The organism is Thermocrinis ruber, assembly GCF_000512735.1.
GTDB classification, from domain to species: Bacteria; Aquificota; Aquificia; order Aquificales; family Aquificaceae; genus Thermocrinis; species Thermocrinis ruber.
The window spans coordinates 672043-689672 of the sequence record NZ_CP007028.1; the positions used below are offsets into that span (position 1 = coordinate 672043).

The window sequence follows — 17630 nt, forward strand, 5'->3', positions numbered from 1 at the left end:
GAAGGTATTAATATTAATATACAATCTCAAAAATTTTCGTCAACGGATATTCACCGTGTTACAACGCCTCCACCAACACCGCCTTTCTCTCAAGACAGTTTATTATTTCCTCCACCCTATCCCTCTCCACAAAATACACCCTTCCGCCCAGTGGGTTATTGGGCTCTTTTAGAGGTTTAATCCTCACATAGCCTAAGTTCTTGCTTGCCACGTACCCGGTGGTGTAATCGGGATCATCGCTCCAGCAGAGCTCTGCAAGAACTCCACAGTACACATTCTTTGTGGCAAGGGCTAAGGCGTCCAGGAGCCTATGTAAATACTGTCTTTTTATTCCCCTCTTCAAAAGGGCAAGCTTTATTGCTTTTCTGTCCTTCCAATCAACCCTAACGGTGCGTATTCCTCTCTCTTGGTCTGGCTCAAGTCTTTCCCCAGTTTTGACATCCATAAGAACTGCACCCCTCATGTTCCCACCCTTTGGGTTTGGACCCTTTTCCAAAAGTTCTATCGCCTTTTTGGCTAAATCTTTTCTTATACCCGCCTCCTCCAACTTCTTCACCGCAAAGTCCCGAGCAGACTGAACGCTGTCAAAGTCGTAGCTGTATATAGTCAGAGCCTTGGGAATCAGGTATATTTCCTCCAGCTTTTCTAGAGTTATAACCATCTTGTCATAATCTTTTGGTCTTTTTAGTAGTTCCTTTACCACCCTCTCCACCTGCCCTTCATCCACTATCCTCTCTGCTCCGGATACATGGAGACCCTTTAGTTCCGCCCGCATACGCACGCTGATCATCTCTTTAAACTTGTGAGCCAAGCTATCAAATACCCAAGCAAAAAGCCCAAAAAGAGCGCCCCAATCACCAGAAATCCAAGTGGCATGGGAGGTATGCGGTAGTATTCTCCGTTAAACTCTGGAGTTAGCACCAACTCTACCGGAGTTTTGTTTAAGTAGACCACATAGCCAAAGGCCAAAAGCAAAAGTAAAAGTAAAGAAAAGTATATAAACATCTTCATAGTCCTTCCTCCCTCTTCGCAACCTCTAATTGCAAAAGCACCTGCTCTTTTGCAGTACCACCGTAGCTCTTCCTTCTGTCTGCTACCTTTTCGGGCTTTAGCAGGCTCAGGGCATCCTCCTCAAAAAGCTCCGAGAAAGCTTTTAGCTCTTCCAAGCTAACTTCTTCCAAGCTTTTCCCTTTTTCCAAAAGCTGTGCCACCAGGCTACCCACCACCTTGTGGGCTTGTCTAAAGGGCATACCTTTTAAAACTAAATAGTTTGCCAGGTCTGTAGCCAAGGCAAAGTTTCCCGCTGAAGAGTAAGTCTTTTCTGAGTTTATACTCAGCCCTTCCAATAGGGGCTTTAGGACCACTAGAATGCTTTTAAGGGTGTCCAAGCTGTCAAAGAGGGGCTCCTTGTCTTCTTGGAGGTCCCTGTTGTAGGCGTAAGGCAGTCCCTTCAAGACGGTCAAAAGGGCAAAAAGGTTGCCATAGAGCCTTCCTGTCTTTCCTCTTATGAGTTCCAATACATCGGGGTTCTTCTTCTGAGGCATTATGGAACTTCCTGTGCAGAACCTATCGGGTAGAGAAACAAAACCGAACTCCTCAGAGGACCAAAGGATCAGGTCCTCAGACAGCCTTGAAAGATGCATACCGCAAACCGCACAGGCATACAAAACCTCAAGGATAAAGTCTCTCTCCGCCACCGCATAAAGGGAGTTTCTTGTTAGGGACCTAAAGCCAAGCTCTCGGGCTAAAAAGAACCGGTCTATGGGAAAATCCACACCCGCGGACGCACCGCTACCCAAGGGCAAGCTGTCCGCCAACCTGTAGGCGTGGGCAAAGCGCATGGCATCCACCAGCAGAGCTTCCCTGTAAGCTAAAAAGTAGTGAGCAAGCCTTATAGGCTGAGCCCTTTGAAGATGGGTGTAAGAGACCACTATCACATCCACCGTTCTATCTGCCAAGAGCACCAAGGTTCTTCTTAGCTCCCTCAAGCCTTCCAATATCTTTAGTAGTTCTTCTTTTATAAATAGCCTCTCGTCCGTTACTACTTGGTCGTTGCGGGACCTTGCGGTGTGAATTTTGCCACCTACCTCCCCCACCTTTTCTATTAGCCTCCTTTCTATGTTCATATGCACATCTTCCCAAGCTTTGGAAAACTCCATTCTGTTTTCCTTTAATTCCTGCTCTATCTCCTCAAGTCCCTTTCTTAAGAGCTTCTCTTCTTCCTCTGAGACAATACCTGCCATTCTAAGAGCCTTCAAGTGGGCAAGATTTTGCCGTATATCCTGTAAGGCAAGCCGTTGGTCAAAGCTAACAGACTGGGTAAATTCCTCCACAAGTTCGTCAGTTTTTTCCCTAAAGCGTCCTTCCCAAGGTTTTTGCATAACCTATAATTTTAAACATGGAAAGCACTGCCCTAATTACAGACCTTTATGAGCTAACCATGACCCAAAGCTACTTGGAGCACGGAAAGACCGGGAAGGCTGTCTTTAGCCTATTCGTCAGGAGACTTCCGGAGAACAGAAATTTTTTAGTTGCCTGCGGGCTTGAAACACTGATGAAGAGTTTAGAAAACTTCAAATTTGGAGACAGGGAACTGAAATACCTAAAGAGTTTAGGTATATTCAAAGATTGGTTCTTGGACTATCTGAGGGAGCTGGAGCTGGACTTGGAATTTTACGCCTTGGAGGAGGGAACTATCTTCTTTCAAAACGAGCCCATCCTTCAGGTGGAGGGCTCCCTGCCAAAGGCTCAGCTCATAGAAACCTTAGTTATAAACCTAATACACTTTGAAACCTTAATTGCATCCAAAGCGGTAAGAAATTACATTGCCGCAAAGGGTAAAACTTTGGTGGATTTCGGGTTAAGAAGGGCACACTCTCCCATGGCTGGGCTACTTTCTGCAAGGGCATGCTACATAGGAGGTTTTAACGGCACCTCCAACCTTCAGGCGGGAATGTTATATGGCATACCCGTCTTTGGCACCATGGCACACTCTTACATAATGGTCTTTGATCAAGAAGAGGAAGCCTTCAGGGCTTTTGCAAAGAGCTTTCCAGACAGGGTCTTTTTGTTGATAGACACCTACAACACTGTGGAAGGGGCAAAAAAGGCTTTAAAGCTTCTGAAGGAAGGTATAAAGGTCTTGGGTGTAAGAATAGACAGCGGAGACATTCCGGAGCTTTGCAGAGAAGTAAGAAGGATCTTTGATCAGGAGGGCTTTAAGGATGTGAAAATTTTGGTCAGCGGAGGAGTGGATGAATACGATATAGAAAGATGGGTCTCCGAGGGTGTGCCCATAGACGCCTTTGGCGTTGGGACAAAGCTCTTGACCTCTGCAGATGCACCTTACCTGGACATAGCGTACAAGCTCGTGGAGTATGAGGGAAAGCCCAAATTCAAAGAGAGCCCTGGCAAGAAGACCTTTCCATACAAAAGGCAGGTTTGGAGGTTTTTGAAGGATGGAAAGTTTGATTACGATAAGGTCAGCAGGTTTCAAGAGGGTGGCTTGGTGAAAAGGGTAAGCTTTCCCCTGCCGAGCCTTAAGGAGATAAGGGAAAGGGTCTTAGAACAGATAAACCAGCTTCCGGAAGAGCTGAAAAGCTTAAGAAAGAAGGTAGAGTATAGGGTAGAAGTGGATGAATGATAGGCGTTGATATAGTTTCCAACGAAAGAATAAGGAAAGCAGTAGAAAGGTTCGGCGAGAGATTTTTAAAACGCATATACACTCCTTTGGAGCTTGAGTACTGCAAAAAACAGGCAGATTGGATAGCTTGCCTGTCAGCCCGTTGGGCGGGAAAGGAGGCAGTCTTAAAGGCGATTTATCAGAGCAAAGGGATCGTCCTAAAGTTCTCTGAGATTGAAATTTTGGGAGACTTTGGAAAGCCCGCAAAGGTTAGACTCTTGAGGGAAGAGCTCAAGGACCTAAAGGTACTTATTTCTCTGTCCCACGAGAGGGAGTACTCGGTGGCAATTTCTATTATAATTACTAATGGAGGTTTTTTATGAAAAAGAAAAAGATTTTAGCCTTTGGGTTGTTTGTAAGCTTTCTGTCTGCTGGGCTTGCAAGCTGTCAGCAGAGTAAGGCTTGTCCCACTGAGGATAAGATAAAGACGGGCGTCAAGGAGCTTATCCCTCAAGAGTTTAAGGTAGAGAGCATTCAGACACTAAAGGATATTCCGGGACTTTGTGAGGTGGTTATAAAAGTGGGAGCCCAACCTCTTGTTTTTTACACAGACAAAGAAATGAAGTATGTGCTGGCTGGCAATCTCATAAGCCTTGCGGACAAGAAGAACATCACCAGAGAAAGACAGCAGGAGTTTATGAAGGTTAGCCAAGACCTTCTGAAGGAACTTGAAAAGCACAAGGACTTCGCCTTTGGTAAAGTAGGTTCCCAAAAGTATATTTATCTATGGACAGACCCAGACTGTCCCTTCTGCAAAAGGTCTGAGCCCATAGTGGAAAAATGGGCTAATGAAAAGGGAGTAGAGGTTCGTGTAATCCTTTTCCCGCTACCCATACATCCGCAGGCTTTTGGAAAGTCTGTTGCCTTGGTATGCGACAAAAAGGGATGGGAAGAGTATAAAAGTGGGTATAACTCCAACAATCAGTGCGAGGATGGAAAGAAAAAGATTGAAAGCAACTTACAGCTTGCAGAAAAATATGGCATAAGTGGGACGCCCACTTTCATAGGCATGAACGGCAGAATCCATGCGGGTGTGCCCACAGAACAGGATCTGGATAGGCTTATACAATGAAGAGGGAAACTTGGCAAACTAAGATAGGGCTTATTTTTGCTGCGGCGGGCAACGCGATAGGATTAGGAAACCTTCTAAGATTCCCATCCAAGGTAGCCCTATACGGTGGTGGGGCCTTTATGGTTCCATACTTTGTTGCCCTCTTCCTCCTGGGCATTCCCTTAATGCTCATAGAGTGGGTTATAGGTAGGTATGCGGGGGCAAAGGGGCATGGCTCTATGACTGGCATAATAGGTTCCTTCTTCAACCACTCCTACGGCTCAAGGGTTATCGGCTCCATCGGAGTTTCCATTCCCGTCCTCATAGTTTGCTATTACATATACATAGAATCTTGGACCCTGGGCTTTGCCTTTCTGTCTCTGCTTGGAAAGATGCCTCAGCCTGTGCAAAGTCCTGACTACAAAGCCGCCATGGAACCATATGTTTCCTTTTTCAAGGACTACACAGAACCCTCTTTAACTGCCCTTGTTTTCTTGGTGATTACCTTAGCCATCAACTGGGTAATCCTTCAGAGGGGTATAGTTAAGGGCATAGAGCTAACCGCCAAGTACGGTCTTCCATTGCTAATTTTAATGGGAATCTTCTTGGGCTTTGTATCTTTGAGTATGAACGGATGGAAGGGTGTGGAGGGCTTGCTTTTCATATACACCCCCGATTTTTCAAAGCTTTCGGACCCTCAGGTTTGGCTTGAGGCTTCGGGTCAAATATTCTTTACTCTATCCTTGGGTATGGGTGCTATCGCAACTTATGCCAGCTATGTCAAGAGGAACGAGGATGCGGTAAAGGCTGGTTTGTGGACTGCCGGTCTTAATGAGTTTGTGGAGGTGGTTATCGGTGCCAGCATAGCCATTCCTGCCGCCTTTGCGGTCTTTGGTGCTTTGGCGGTTCCAGAGCTTGCAAAAGAGGGAACATTCCGCATTGGCTTTATGACCATGCCAGCCATTTTAATGTCTTTGCCCTTCGGAAGCCTGCTATCTACTGTTTGGTTTTTCCTGCTCTTCATAGCGGCCCTTACCTCCTCTTTAGCCCTAACACAGCCTTTGGTTGCTCTATTAGAGGACGAGATGAGATGGAGCCACTCCAAGGCGGTTAATGTGTCTATGCTTTTGGTGAGCGCGGGTGCCTTTTTGTCTGCCTTTGTGCCAGGCTTTATAGACGATGTGGATTTTTGGGCGGGCACATTGATGCTCCTGTTCTTTGGTCTTTTGGAGATCATAATCTTTGTTTGGATCTTTGGTGTTAATAACTTTCACAGGGAGCTAAACACCAACAGCTTTATAAGAATTCCAAAGGCATTGGTCTATTTCTTTGCAGTTGTCTCACCGGTATTTTTGGTTATCCTTCTGTATTTCTGGGGTGTTACCAAACTACCAGAGGTTTTATCTCAGACGGAGCCGGGCGTTCTCATTGCAAGGGCTTTTGTTATATTTGTGCTCGTGCTTATTGCCTTCTTTTCTGTGGAAAGCAGGAGGAGGTATCTGGCGGGTCCTCACATGTGATCAGCCACCACCCACCAGATGCACAATTTCCACTTTGTCCCCCTCCGATAGTTTGTAGCTTTCGTACTTAGATTTTGGCACCACTTCCTCGTTGACTGCCACTGCAAAGCCCACTTCCCTCACTTGAATGTTTAAACTTTTGATAAGCTCAGAAATCGTAATACCTTCAGGAACTTCCAACTCTTCTCCGTTGAGATATATCCTCATTGTTGTAGATAGTCAAACTGCACCTTCTTGACATTACCCTTTTCCTCGGTTATGTAAATGGTGATTGAGTAGAGCCCTCTGTCGTTCATTTGGAACCACTCGCCGTAGTTTTCTCCCTGTTGATGAGGATACTTGGTTAGAACCTTCCTCTGAGATCTGAGAAGAGGAGAACGCACCTCTGCTTCAACCTTATAGTTGGAAAAGTATATTATCTTTCCACCCTCTTCCTTCCAGAGAGAAACCGCCAGATGATGGGTGTCGTATTTAGAAGGTTCTCCATGATGCTTTACAAGTAGGTCATAAGCCCTTTTGAACCTCTCCTTTAGCTCCTCAATACTTACCACACCTATGCTCACATTATACTTATCAAGCTTCTTTGTCAGAGGTGTTTTGAGGACACTATCTTCTTCTTGCCCAAAGGCAAGGGTAAAAAGGACAAGTAAAACGCTAAGTATCTTTAAGCTTACTCCCCTCATGCGTACTAATTTAACACCATTTTATAAGATTCGCAAGCGTTCAAAGAGTTTGTTCCAAAAACACAAATCTAAGCTTTACGAACTATGGGAACAAAAGCTTTTGTAGATAAAAGCACCCTGTCTCCCGGCTTGAACTCCTTCTCCTGATCCTTTGGCACCACCACCTGAACCACCTCAGACCCAACCGCCACACTGAGAATACAAGCATATTCTGCAATTTCTTTTTCAAGAACTATGCCGTTCAAAGAAAACTTAGGAGATTCTCTCCTTGAAAAGAGCACATCCTTTGGCTTTCCTACCGACTTTATCTTTCCTTCGGAGAGCAAAAGCACCCTGCTTGCCAAGCTTAGGGCATCCTCCCTGTTGTGGGACACCATAATTGTGGGTATGTTAAAGCTCCTTTGGAACTTCTTTATTTCTTCTCTGAGGATTATGGCGGTCTCCGGGTCAAGGGCAGAGAGGGGCTCATCCAACAGCAAAAGCTTCGGTTCCCTTGCCAAAGCCCTAAGCAAGGCTACCCTCTGTTTTTGTCCACCCGAAAGAACGCTTGGCTTTTTGTCCTTTAGCTGTTCTAAGCCTGCCAACCTCAAGAGCTCCATAACCCTCTGTAGGTCCTTCTTCTTCATTCCAAAGGCTATGTTTTCAAAAAGGCTCATGTTTGGGAATAGGGCGTAATCCTGAAAGACAAAGCCCACATCCCTCTTCTGCGGTGGTAAGTTTATACCTCTTTTTGAGTCATACCAGACTTCACCCTTTACCTCTATGTATCCTTCCTCTGGCTTTTCTAAACCTGCCAGCATTCTCAAAAGGGTTGTCTTCCCACTGCCAGATGGTCCAAGGACTACAATAAACTCCTCTTCTTCCATTTCAAACTCCAACTCCAAAAGTAAGTCTCCCTGAGCGCCGTGAAGCTTCTTTTTTAAGCTAAACCTTATCACAGAATGCTCCACCTCCTGTTTAGCACATATAATGCGGTAAGGGAGAATACAGAAAAAAGTAAGAGCACAAGGGAATAAACATGGGCGGTGGTGTAATCAAGGGCTTCCACCGCAGAGTATATGGCTATGGAGATCACCCTTGTTTCCCCCTCAATGTTTCCGCCCACCATCAGAACTACACCAAACTCCCCCAAGGTGTGGGCAAAGGAGAGAACTATACCTGTAAGCACGGAAGCCTTCATGTTGGGAAGGATTACCTTGATAAGTGTCTCCCACTTGGATTTTCCCAAAGTATAGCTGGCTTCTATGAGATTTTTGGGCACAGACCTAAAGCCCGCGGTGAGAGGATGAACCATCATAGGCAAGCTGTAGATCACAGAGGCAACCAAAATCCCCTCAAAATGAAAAACCAGTTGCTTTCCAAAAAGCCTATACCAAAGGGAGCCAATAAAACCCTCTTTGTTCAAAACCAAAAGTAGATAAAAGCCCAAAACGGTTGGAGGAAGAACCAAGGGCAGGGAAACTAAAGCCTCCACCAAAGAGGTGTATCTACTTCTGCTGTACGCTAAAAAGTAAGCCAGTGGAATACCCAAAAGGAGCAGTATAAGGGTAGTCCAAAAGGAGAGCTCCAAGGTAAGCCAAAAGGGTGTAAAGTCCAAGCTATTCATCCTCTGCCTCCAAAATCACATGCATGGGTGAGAGGAGCATATAAACTTTTGTTCCTTGAGAGAGTCCAAGGGTATCCACCTGCCTGCTTGTGAGCATAACTCTTATTTCCTGCCCTTTGCAATCCACCACCAACATAGAGAGCACGCGACCTTTTTCTAAGGACCTTATAGTTCCCTTAAAAAGATTTATCTGGGAGACCTTCTCCCTCAGAAGTAAAACCTCCGTCTCTTTGAAGATACATTTTACTTGCTTGTTTTGCTTCACAAACTCTGCCTCTCCAGGGCTTTCCAGTACCACCGCGTAGATGCTTCCCAAGGGAGTTTTAACCTCCACCTCAGATACACCGTTGGCGGAATTTATAGAGATAACAGTGCCTTTTATGGTGTTCATTGGCGACCTTCTGGCACAAAAAAGCCGTATTTAAGCAATATATTCCTTGCGGTTTTGGTTTCTATAAAGTTGTAAAACCTTCTTGCAGACGGAGAGTTTTCTCCAAACTTGGTTATTCCATAGCCCTGAACTATGGGTCCGTGCCTCTCTTGAGGAATTAGCCAGTATTTTCCCTTTTCTTTCATGGTGGGAGATAGAGCAAGGGAAAGGGCTATTATACCCACATCCACCGCGCCCGAATAGACGTAGCTGGCTGTCTGGGAAATGTTTTCCCCAATAACCAGTTTGTTTTTTACTTTTTCAAAAACTCCGTAGCTTTCAAGGGCTTCCTTTGCGGCTTGTCCGTATGGAGCGTGTTCCCAGTTTGCTATGGCAATTTTGTTCGCCCTAAAAAGTACGTCCGGAAAGTTGGAAGGGTCCAAGCCCGAATCCTTCCTCACCCAAACCACAATCCTTCCTATTGCGTAAGCTTTAGGCTGTGTTATTATGTAGCCCTCTCTGTGGAGTTCCTCCACATACTTCATGTTGGCAGAGAAGAACAGATGGTAAGGTGCACCCTTTCTTATCTGAATGGCTCCCTTCCCCGAGGAGCCAAAGACCAGTTCCACCCTATCCTGAGGGTTAGCCTTCATGTACTCTTGGGCTATTTCTTTTAAGGCGTATTGGAGGTCTGCCGCTGCGAATACCCTTATAACCTCCGCCATAGAGCTTTTAAAGGCAAGAAAAAGCCAGAAAATAATAAAGAGCAATCTGTTCATGCTGTTTCAATATTTTAATCTCTCAAAGGATATCGTTAAAATACTACTAAATGTTTGAAGACTACTTTCCTAAGGTTATAAAACAAGCCTTGGAAGAGCTATCAAAAATTCCCACCTATGGAGAGAGAACTTCCTCAAGGTTTTTGTATAACTTCCTTAAACTTCCAAAGGAGGAGAGGGATAGGCTCTTGGAGAGCTTGATTGCCCTAAACGAGCAGATAAAGGTGTGTAGTGAGTGTGGTTTGGTCTCAGATATGGACCCGTGCAGGATATGTCAGGATCCAAAAAGGAGCAAAAGGTTTATATGCGTGGTGGAAGAACCCCAAGACGCCTACGCCATAGAGAGGATTGAAAGATACACTGGCGTTTATCATGTGCTGGGTGGTAGGATCGCACCCTTGGAAGGTATCTCCCCTCAGGACTTGAACATAGACAAACTCCTTGAGAGGATAGAGAAAAACGCAGTTAAGGAGGTTATAATAGCCACAAACCCCAACTTGGAGGGAGAGGCAACCGCCAACTATCTGATAAAGCTTTTGAAGAAGAGGTTTAGCAAGCTCAAGGTGAGCAGGATCTCTCACGGTTTGCAGTTTGGAAGCTTTGTGGAGTTGGCGGATGAGTTATCTCTGGAGAAGTCCATTGAGAAGAGGACGAGCTTTCCATGATAAGCTGTTTTGTCCCCTTTCTGAGAAGCTGGACGATCCTCGGCACGCCGGAGTTTAAATCGGGTGCATGCCCTCTACCCAAGATAACCACTACCTTTGCAGACTTTTCTTCCGAGAGTATGCGCACGATCCTCAGAGCCATACCATTGTCCCATGCAGACTGCACATCAAAAAACCTCTTTTCATCTACCTTTGGGTGTTCTTTCAGCACCTCTCTTAACCTTTCCTTTTCCTGCGGTGTGTGTTCATAGACCTTGGAGGGCAAAAGGTCATCTTTCACATTCTCTAAGCCATAAGTAGAGACTCTTCTGACCAACTCGCTTGGTATGTTAAGGGCGTATATCCTTATGCCCTTTTCCTTCGCAAATCTCCACAAGGGTGAGTAATACTCGGCGGGAAACCCCCATCTCTTTTTGTATTCGGTCCTTTCCAACATTTCCTCCTCTGAAATCTTGCAGGCAATGTAATCATCAAGATGTTTTTGGAAGGGTTGCTGGAACATCTCCATTGCCAAGACAAACCTGTAGCCTTCCTGATGGAGCCTTTTTATAACCTCCTCTTGGAACTTGTGGTCCTTGAGGTTGTCGTGGGTCTCTGGAAGGTATATAACCTCTGCTTCCTCCAAAGAAGGAGAACCAAAGGCAAAAAGGCTAAGGACCATCAAAGCTATACTCCATCTGAATAGCATTTTCGCCATCAGAGTAGTAATGCCTCCTTTCTCCTACGATGTAAAAGTTTAAAGCCTGATAGAGCCTTATAGCCCTCAGGTTTGACTTTCTAACATCCAGTTGCACCTTTTTAACTTTGCCCTTAAGCCTGCTTAAAACTTCCTTTAAAAACTCCTTTCCTATACCTCTTCCCCAGTAAGCCCGGTCTATTGCAAAGGTCATAACGTGGGCGCAGTCTTCTATCAACCAAAGGATGCAGTATCCTACAAGCTTGCCCTCCACCTCAGCCACAAACCTAACCGAGTAAGGAAGCTTAAACTCCCTCTCAAAGCCCTCCATAGTCCACGCATCGGTGGTAAAGTTCTCTTTGTTGATCCTAAAAACCTCCTGTAGGTCCTCCTTTTCCATTTCCCTTACCTTTATCATCACCATATAATTTTAGCTATGCGTATTGGGATAATAGGCTTCGGAAATATGGGAAGTGCCTTTGGAGAGGGATTAAAAAAGTCCGCAGAGGTGGTAGCCTTTGACACGGACGCAAGCAAGAAGGAAAAGGCTTTGGAGATGGGAATAGGATGGGCAAAGGACTTGGAATTTTTGGTGGCAAACTCGGACCTTTTACTGCTTGCGGTGAAGCCCAAAGATGCGGGAAAGGTCCTTGAAAACCTTAGGGGCAAGATGGAGGGAAAGGTGCTGGTTAGCATTGTGGCAGGGCTATCTCTAAAAAAGATTGAGGAGCTTTTGGGAAGGGAAAAGGTCATAAGATGCATGCCCAACTTGGCTGTGGCGGTGGGTAAAGGCGCTATCGCCTATGTGTGCAACGATCTTGTGGAAGAAAGGGATGAAGAGAATTTTAAGGAGAGCTTTTCTAAGTGTGGAAGTTTGCACAAAGTGGAAGAGGGCTTGATGGATGCCTTTACCGCCTTGGCGGGTTCTGGTCCTGCCTTTGTGATGAAGTTTATATCTGCCCTCTGCTTGGCGGGAGTCAGGGAGGGCTTTAGCTACCAACAGGCAATGGACATAGTCTTGGACACCATAGAGGGAACGGTCCTTATGCTTAGGACCTTTGGAGGGCATCCGGAGGAGTGGATCAGCAAGGTTGCCTCTCCCTCCGGCACCACCATAGAGGGCATAAAGGTTTTGGAAGAGAGGTCTTTCTCAGGGATCTTAATGGAATGCATAAGGGAAACTACCAACAGATGCAAACAGCTTGGCTGAGCTTTAGGTTCAAGAATGCCTTGGTAGGGCTAAAACTCTACGACCCAAAGGATGACATATTCACACTTAGGCAAATTCATTCGGACAGGGTGGTCCTCTTGGATGAAGAAATACAAGAGGAGGGAGATGCTATTATAACCACGAGAAAGAATTTCCCTATAGGTGTGAGGACCGCGGACTGTGTGCCCTTGGCTTTTTTAGGAGAGGGGGCGGTGGGTGTGGTGCATGCGGGTTGGAGGGGCATAAAGGCGGGCATTGTGGAGAGATTTTTAGAAAGGTTTTTACCCATTGAGAGGGAACCCTTTGTTTTTGTGGGACCTTCCGCTAAGGCTTGCTGTTATGAAGTAGGTGAGGAATTCAAAGAGTACTTTAAAATGCTACACTACAAGAATGGAAAGTTTTACATGGACACCCAACTGGAGGTCCTAAAAAGGCTAAAGGACTACGGACTAAAAAGGCTCTTTGTTTACGGCGAATGCACCATATGTAATGAAAAGTTTCCCTCCCACCGGAGGGACAAAACCTCTCAAAGAATGATCCTCTTTGCCCTGCTGACATGATAGGAGACTTTATGCTCTGGCTTGAGGAGACAGGTTCAACCCAGAACATTCTTAAAGAGTTTTCTTTTCCCTACGGCACTGTGGTGGTGGCAAACAGGCAATGGGAAGGCAGGGGAAGGTTTGGAAGAAAGTGGCACTCGGAAGAGGGTGGCCTTTATTTTAGCTTTCTTTTAAGGGCGGAGGATTTTAAAGAGCTTTTGCCACTGCCCTTGGTGGTAGGCTACGGCGTCCTCTTGCAAATTGAAAGAAAGGGATTTAAACCCATGCTAAAGTGGGTCAATGATGTGTATGTATCGGGTAAAAAGGTCTGCGGTGTGCTCGTGGAAAGGTCTAAAGAAAAGGTAGTGGTAGGCGTGGGCATAAACCTAAATCAGAAGGAATTTCCATCGGACCTTATGGCAACATCCCTTTACATGCTTAGGAATGAAGTCTTTGAAAAAAAAGACTTTCTCCTTGAGACCTTGGAAATCCTTGACAGAGTTCTGGAGGAATTCAAGAACTTTGGGTTTGAAAAATTTAGACCTGCCATAAGGCAAAGGCTTATGTTTTTGGGGGAGGAGGTGGTTGTCTATTCTCAAGAGCCCGTAGTGGGCATCTTTGAGGACATAGACCAAGAGGGTAGCCTACTGCTACGAACTGCCCAAGGGCTTTTAAAGTTCAACGCAGGGAAGGTTAGCCTTAGAGGTTCAAAGATATTTTAGTATGGTTAGGTCCTTTTGGTCTGCCACCATACGCATTAGTGCTTCGTAGGCTATTCTATACCTTGTGTATTCCATGATGCTTTCCGAGAGGTCTGCATCTTCAATGTCAGACTTTTGCTTTTTGAGAACCACATCAAGCTTTTCCTGGGTAGGTTGTAAGTTTTTGACCGTTGAAAGCACGGAGCCCACCTCAGACCTCCTTAGGGAGATCAGCTCGCTCGCCCTGCTTAGGGAAAAGAGGTCAAAGTCATCTGGGTAAAACCCTCCCTGCAGTTTTTCCTTAACCCTTTTGACTACCTGAAGTATGTTTGGGTTTTCAAAGCCCGTAGATAGATCTCCGGTTATGCTGATAAACTGAACGTTTGCGGACAGTTCCACTGAGGCTAAGGCAATGGAGTAGCTACCGTCAGGATTTTGAGATACAAAGGCATGCAGTTTGTCTCCGAAATTGTCGTTTATATACTGTGCCAACTCCTGAATGTTTTGGGGCTCTCCTGCACCGCCGTAGCTTATGGTGTAGGTGTTTGAACCAACCTCCAAGGTTATAGCACCGGGGGTAGTAAAGCCTGTGGTGGGAGAGGCATAAGAGACCTTTGATATATAAAGATTGCTTCCAAAAACCTTATCTCCTCTGAGAAAGACCGAGACCTTTGAGTTCTCCGACACCCATACCTCAAAGTCTTGGGAACTGGCGGTGTAATTCAAAGTGTTTGGATCAAAGGGTTTTACCGTCAGAGAAGAACCACCAAATAGATAGTTCTGTCCAAGTTTGTCGTTTGCCATGTCCAAAAGATGTCCTAAGCCCTTATCAAACTGCTCAGCCAATGCGGAGAGTTGATCTGGCGTAAGGGTCGCACTGTTTTTTGCCCTAACGGTAGTTGCATAAAGCCCTTTTAGTGTGTCCCACACCTTCCCAAGGGTAAAGTCTACGTAGGTGAGGTTTGTGTCTGCAAAGAGCCTGTTTTGGGAGTGTTGGGAAAGCTGGGCTATCTCTTTCTTTAGTTCAATCACGTTGTATGTGGCAGTAGGCTCGTCAGAAAGGGCTCTTACCCGCCTTCCCGTGGAAATATCCAGAGTTTTTTCCGATAGCTTCTTTTTTATCCTTGCATCCTGCTCAATAAACAACGAGAAAAGCAAATTATCTGGCACCTTCATAGCCCTTCACCTCAAATCATGTTTAAAGTTGTCTGGATAAGCTCATCTATGGCACTAACTACCTTTGCCAAAGCTTGATAGCTCTTTTGAAGTTGAAAAACCTCCATAAACTCCTTATCAATGGAAACACCTTGCATTTCCTGGAGTTTAGCGTTCAGAGAATTTAGTACAGCGTTCTCAATATCATACTGCTTTTTATAACTGTTAAGGTTCCCTGCAATGGCATTTGTTAGACCCTGATAGATGTTTTTAGAATTATCCCACCATAGCCTTGAAAATTGGTTAAACTCGTCCGCCTTTGAATAATCCAGGTTAGAAAGTTGAGTGGAAATATTGCCAGCTACCTTTATGTCCGCAATGCCCGTACCTTCAAAGACCCTTCCACCCACCATACCGTTGCTGTCCGTTATAGTGTAAGAGGGACTGGAGGATGTGATCTGAAGGGTGTAAGTGCCATCTGGATTGGCAACCACTACCGCACTAAAGCCAACTCCAGCAGAATTTATGGCGTTTGCCAGGTCTGTAAGGGTGTCTGTTGACGTGTAGTTGATGATGACGGAAGAGGAACCGTTCAGTGTGATGGTCCCAGAGATGCCTAATGGGTCTGTAGGGTTGGCATAGTTTAAAGTCCAATAGTATTCTGTTATACCAGTTTTTGCCGGTAGCTTTAACTCGCTTATGAGCTTTTTTGCCAGTTGGTCAAGCCTGTTTTGGTAGTCTTGCAGGTCTGCGATGGCGTCCAAACCACCCTTTAGCCTACCGCCGGATATTTCACCCGATATATCCGCTTGGGAACCGTCCTTAGATTTCCAAAGGATACTTTTGTTTGCACCGTCGTAGGCTAGCTCCCAGCTAAACTTGTCCTCCACCAACACAAAGCCCTTTGAGGTTTCCACCTTAACCCTGCCTACGTCATCCTCTTGCACTCTTATGTTTATGTATTCGGAAAGCTCCCTCAAAAGACGATCCCTTTCGTCGAAGATGTTTTTGTAGTCCTGTCCCCTTGCGTAGGTCTGGGCGTAGGTGATGAGAATTTCTTGGTTTAACTTGGCAAGCTTTTTAGTTATAGAATTTACCTTATCCACATACTGACGCATGCTGTAGTCAATGGATTGGGAGATGGTATCTAAATTCCTTTTTCTGTCCTTTAGATAGCCCACCAAAGAGTTTGCAGACTGAACCAAATTAGCCCTTGCCCCCTCGTTGGTTGGGTCCTTCATTAGGTTCTGATAGCTTGTAAAAAAGGTGTTTATGTATTCTATACCGCCCAAGCCTTGTGTAAACTCTTGAAAGAGATCTTCTACCCTTGTATTATTTTTTATCCTTTCATCTAAGGAAGAAACCAAAGATAGTTGAGCGTTCCTCTGCTGAACATAGTGAAGGCTTTTAACCCTTTCAATGGTCTCTAAACTTATACCGTATGGAATAGCAGTCTTTATTACCGGGTCTTCCTGTGCATAGTCCGGATTGTTGGCGTTCAATATGTTCCTGTTTCTTATGTCAATAGATTTCCTGAGTATTTCAAGTCCCTGAGAAACTATCCCTAATGTCCCTCCAAACATGACTTACCTTTTAATATCGTCTCCTTTGAAAAAAAGTTTAAACAAAAAAGCCCTGAAGTTCCCTTAGCTTTTTTACGGGGTCTTGGCTCTTCATCAAGCTTGTGCCTATCAAAAAGGCATCTGCACCAAGGTTTTCAAACTCAAGCACCTGCTCCCTTGTTTCTATCCCACTTTCCACCACCACAAACTTGGCACCGAGTTCCTTAAGTTTTGGCACCAAAGCCCTTGATAGGTTAAGGTCTACCTTCAAAGTTTCCAAATCCCTGTTGTTTATGCCAATAATGTGGGCGCCAGCCTTTAAAGCCCTCTCTGCTTCCCTCAGATTAAAGATCTCCACAAGGGCAGACATACCAAGCTCCTTTGTATAGCTAATAAGCTCCTCCAGAACTCTTTGCTCAAGTGCTCTGACTATCAGCAAAACTGCATCCGCACCAAAGGCTTTTGCCTCAAGCACCTGCAATGGGTCAAAGATAAAGTCCTTCCTCAGCAATGGCAGTGGGCAACTTTGTCTTACCTCCCACAGGTCCTCCAAGGAACCCTTGAAGTACTTATCCTCAGTTAGAACCGATATGGCAACAGCTCCACCCTCCCAGTAAAGTTTTGCCTGCTCCTTTGGAGAGACCTCCTTTATAAGACCAGCGGAGGGAGATGCCTTTTTAACCTCCGCTATGATCCTTGTCCTACAGCTCTTTAGTGCATCCTCAAAGCTATAAAATCTTTCCCTTTTTTTAACCTTCTCCCAAAGAAATTCTTCGTATTCTTTATCCTTTCTAAGGGTTTGCCTTTTGTAGGAGAGTACTTCTTCGAGAAAGCTCAGGGATATATCCTCCTGTAGTTTCTACCTTCCTTTTTGTAGATGGCTTCCACAAAAAAGCCATTTTCAGATAGCTCCTCATAGATTTCCATTGCCTTTTCCTCTCCCTTTATAGCAAGAACTACACCGCATCTTGGGTCTATCTCGTCCGGAATTGGGATAAGCTTAGCCCTTCCCTTTAGATATTTCTCAGCCCTTGTACCCTCCGATATGGCAGAAAAGGTTATAAAGTGGTCTGGCTTTTCCGCAAACGGGTTCAACATCATCAAAATGTGCCTTAGGTGCAACTTCACTCCAAGGGAGTGGAACTTTATCCAATACCAAAGGGAGGGCTCAATTGCGGTGGAGACCTTTTTAACCTGTGCTATGACCTTGTCTCCTTCCTTTTTCAAGCTAAGAAGTTGATTGCCCGTTTGCTTGCACCAGTTGAATATGTCCCTCTCAAAGCCCGGGTCCGTGGATATCACTGTTATAACCTCGCCCTCCTTTAGCCTCTTTATGTTCTCGGAGGTGATCACTATAGGCAAAGGACACATAAGACCAGACAGGTCTAAAACCTTTTCCTTTTCCCTTTCCAAAACCTCCATGGCGACACC

Annotated in this window: 23 protein-coding genes; 8 read left to right on the forward strand and 15 right to left on the reverse strand. The window is 45.3% G+C overall.

The annotated features are described in order from the left end of the window. Nucleotides 1-58 precede the first annotated feature (58 nt). The 3 genes from THERU_RS03675 to argH are packed head-to-tail and all read right to left on the reverse strand — an operon-like array spanning nucleotide 59 to nucleotide 2381. Nucleotides 59-790 (reverse strand): 6-carboxyhexanoate--CoA ligase, encoded by a 732-nt coding sequence (locus tag THERU_RS03675; RefSeq protein ID WP_025305924.1) that lies wholly within the window; start codon nucleotides 788-790, stop codon nucleotides 59-61. After that, the gene (locus tag THERU_RS03680) at nucleotides 787-1011 is read right to left on the reverse strand and encodes a hypothetical protein (RefSeq protein ID WP_025305925.1); all 225 of its coding nucleotides are present in this window, start codon (nucleotides 1009-1011) and stop codon (nucleotides 787-789) included. The genes THERU_RS03675 and THERU_RS03680 overlap by 4 nt, the downstream gene beginning before the upstream one ends. After that, a complete protein-coding gene (gene argH, locus THERU_RS03685; RefSeq protein ID WP_025305926.1) occupies nucleotides 1008-2381 on the reverse strand; it encodes an argininosuccinate lyase in 1374 nt (457 codons plus the stop codon). Before argH ends, THERU_RS03680 begins: the two co-directional genes overlap by 4 nt. A gap of 17 nt (nucleotides 2382-2398) precedes the next feature. On the opposite strand from argH, the gene THERU_RS03690 reads away from it, so the two are divergent. From THERU_RS03690 to THERU_RS03705, 4 genes are read left to right on the forward strand one after another with little or no spacing between them, the layout of a single operon-like run. Then, complete coding sequence (locus tag THERU_RS03690; protein WP_025305927.1) at nucleotides 2399-3643, forward strand: nicotinate phosphoribosyltransferase; 1245 nt, start codon at nucleotides 2399-2401, stop codon at nucleotides 3641-3643. Then, nucleotides 3640-4005 carry a holo-ACP synthase gene (gene acpS / locus THERU_RS03695; RefSeq protein WP_025305928.1) on the forward strand — a complete coding sequence of 122 codons (366 nt, stop codon included), beginning with the start codon at nucleotides 3640-3642 and terminating at the stop codon, nucleotides 4003-4005. Before THERU_RS03690 ends, acpS begins: the two co-directional genes overlap by 4 nt. After that, entirely contained in the window at nucleotides 4002-4754 is a 753-nt protein-coding gene (locus THERU_RS03700; protein ID WP_025305929.1) for a DsbC family protein, read from the forward strand. Before acpS ends, THERU_RS03700 begins: the two co-directional genes overlap by 4 nt. Then, nucleotides 4751-6253 carry a sodium-dependent transporter gene (locus tag THERU_RS03705; protein WP_025305930.1) on the forward strand — a complete coding sequence of 501 codons (1503 nt, stop codon included), beginning with the start codon at nucleotides 4751-4753 and terminating at the stop codon, nucleotides 6251-6253. The genes THERU_RS03700 and THERU_RS03705 overlap by 4 nt, the downstream gene beginning before the upstream one ends. Here THERU_RS03705 and thiS read toward each other — a convergent pair whose 3' ends face one another. From thiS to modA, 6 genes are all read right to left on the reverse strand, one after another. Then, complete coding sequence (thiS, locus tag THERU_RS03710; RefSeq protein ID WP_025305931.1) at nucleotides 6254-6460, reverse strand: sulfur carrier protein ThiS; 207 nt, start codon at nucleotides 6458-6460, stop codon at nucleotides 6254-6256. It lies immediately after the preceding gene. Then, entirely contained in the window at nucleotides 6457-6936 is a 480-nt protein-coding gene (locus tag THERU_RS03715) for a hypothetical protein (RefSeq protein ID WP_025305932.1), read from the reverse strand. The genes thiS and THERU_RS03715 overlap by 4 nt, the downstream gene beginning before the upstream one ends. 68 nt (nucleotides 6937-7004) lie before the next feature. Beyond that, nucleotides 7005-7886 (reverse strand): ABC transporter ATP-binding protein, encoded by an 882-nt coding sequence (locus THERU_RS03720; RefSeq protein WP_245565852.1) that lies wholly within the window; start codon nucleotides 7884-7886, stop codon nucleotides 7005-7007. Beyond that, the gene (gene modB / locus THERU_RS03725) at nucleotides 7871-8542 is read right to left on the reverse strand and encodes a molybdate ABC transporter permease subunit (protein WP_025305934.1); all 672 of its coding nucleotides are present in this window, start codon (nucleotides 8540-8542) and stop codon (nucleotides 7871-7873) included. The genes THERU_RS03720 and modB overlap by 16 nt, the downstream gene beginning before the upstream one ends. Further along, nucleotides 8535-8933, reverse strand: coding sequence for a TOBE domain-containing protein (locus THERU_RS03730; RefSeq protein ID WP_025305935.1), 399 nt, complete (start codon nucleotides 8931-8933; stop codon nucleotides 8535-8537). Before THERU_RS03730 ends, modB begins: the two co-directional genes overlap by 8 nt. Continuing rightward, entirely contained in the window at nucleotides 8930-9691 is a 762-nt protein-coding gene (modA, locus tag THERU_RS03735) for a molybdate ABC transporter substrate-binding protein (protein ID WP_025305936.1), read from the reverse strand. Before modA ends, THERU_RS03730 begins: the two co-directional genes overlap by 4 nt. Nucleotides 9692-9741: 50 nt before the next feature. On the opposite strand from modA, the gene recR reads away from it, so the two are divergent. Next, nucleotides 9742-10356, forward strand: coding sequence for a recombination mediator RecR (recR, locus tag THERU_RS03740; RefSeq protein ID WP_025305937.1), 615 nt, complete (start codon nucleotides 9742-9744; stop codon nucleotides 10354-10356). On the opposite strand, the gene THERU_RS08450 is transcribed toward recR, so the two are convergent. Both THERU_RS08450 and rimI read right to left on the reverse strand, forming a co-directional pair. Continuing rightward, nucleotides 10250-11044 (reverse strand): ChaN family lipoprotein, encoded by a 795-nt coding sequence (locus THERU_RS08450; protein ID WP_169727087.1) that lies wholly within the window; start codon nucleotides 11042-11044, stop codon nucleotides 10250-10252. The genes recR and THERU_RS08450 overlap by 107 nt on opposite strands. Beyond that, the gene (gene rimI, locus THERU_RS03750) at nucleotides 11007-11450 is read right to left on the reverse strand and encodes a ribosomal protein S18-alanine N-acetyltransferase (protein ID WP_156916189.1); all 444 of its coding nucleotides are present in this window, start codon (nucleotides 11448-11450) and stop codon (nucleotides 11007-11009) included. The genes THERU_RS08450 and rimI overlap by 38 nt, the downstream gene beginning before the upstream one ends. 18 nt (nucleotides 11451-11468) lie before the next feature. Between rimI and proC the strand changes: the two genes are divergently transcribed. The 3 genes from proC to THERU_RS03765 are packed head-to-tail and all read left to right on the forward strand — an operon-like array spanning nucleotide 11469 to nucleotide 13503. Then, on the forward strand, nucleotides 11469-12242 hold the full coding sequence (gene proC, locus THERU_RS03755; RefSeq protein ID WP_025305940.1) for a pyrroline-5-carboxylate reductase: 774 nt from the start codon (nucleotides 11469-11471) through the stop codon (nucleotides 12240-12242). Then, nucleotides 12200-12802, forward strand: coding sequence for a peptidoglycan editing factor PgeF (pgeF, locus tag THERU_RS03760; protein WP_025305941.1), 603 nt, complete (start codon nucleotides 12200-12202; stop codon nucleotides 12800-12802). Before proC ends, pgeF begins: the two co-directional genes overlap by 43 nt. Nucleotides 12803-12813: 11 nt before the next feature. Next, entirely contained in the window at nucleotides 12814-13503 is a 690-nt protein-coding gene (locus THERU_RS03765) for a biotin--[acetyl-CoA-carboxylase] ligase (protein ID WP_169727088.1), read from the forward strand. Here the strand turns inward: THERU_RS03765 and flgL are convergent. Genes flgL through THERU_RS03785 form a run of 4 tightly spaced genes read right to left on the reverse strand, consistent with a single transcriptional unit; the run spans nucleotide 13489 to nucleotide 17621 of the window. Further along, nucleotides 13489-14658 carry a flagellar hook-associated protein FlgL gene (flgL, locus tag THERU_RS03770; protein WP_025305943.1) on the reverse strand — a complete coding sequence of 390 codons (1170 nt, stop codon included), beginning with the start codon at nucleotides 14656-14658 and terminating at the stop codon, nucleotides 13489-13491. The genes THERU_RS03765 and flgL overlap by 15 nt on opposite strands. Before the next feature lie 11 nt (nucleotides 14659-14669). Then, nucleotides 14670-16220, reverse strand: a complete 1551-nt coding sequence (gene flgK / locus THERU_RS03775; protein WP_025305944.1) for a flagellar hook-associated protein FlgK — start codon at nucleotides 16218-16220, stop codon at nucleotides 14670-14672. A gap of 37 nt (nucleotides 16221-16257) precedes the next feature. Then, on the reverse strand, nucleotides 16258-17043 hold the full coding sequence (trpC, locus tag THERU_RS03780; protein WP_342666011.1) for an indole-3-glycerol phosphate synthase TrpC: 786 nt from the start codon (nucleotides 17041-17043) through the stop codon (nucleotides 16258-16260). Next, on the reverse strand, nucleotides 17034-17621 hold the full coding sequence (locus THERU_RS03785) for a sulfurtransferase TusA family protein (RefSeq protein ID WP_025305946.1): 588 nt from the start codon (nucleotides 17619-17621) through the stop codon (nucleotides 17034-17036). The genes trpC and THERU_RS03785 overlap by 10 nt, the downstream gene beginning before the upstream one ends. Between the last annotated feature and the right edge of the window lie 9 nt (nucleotides 17622-17630).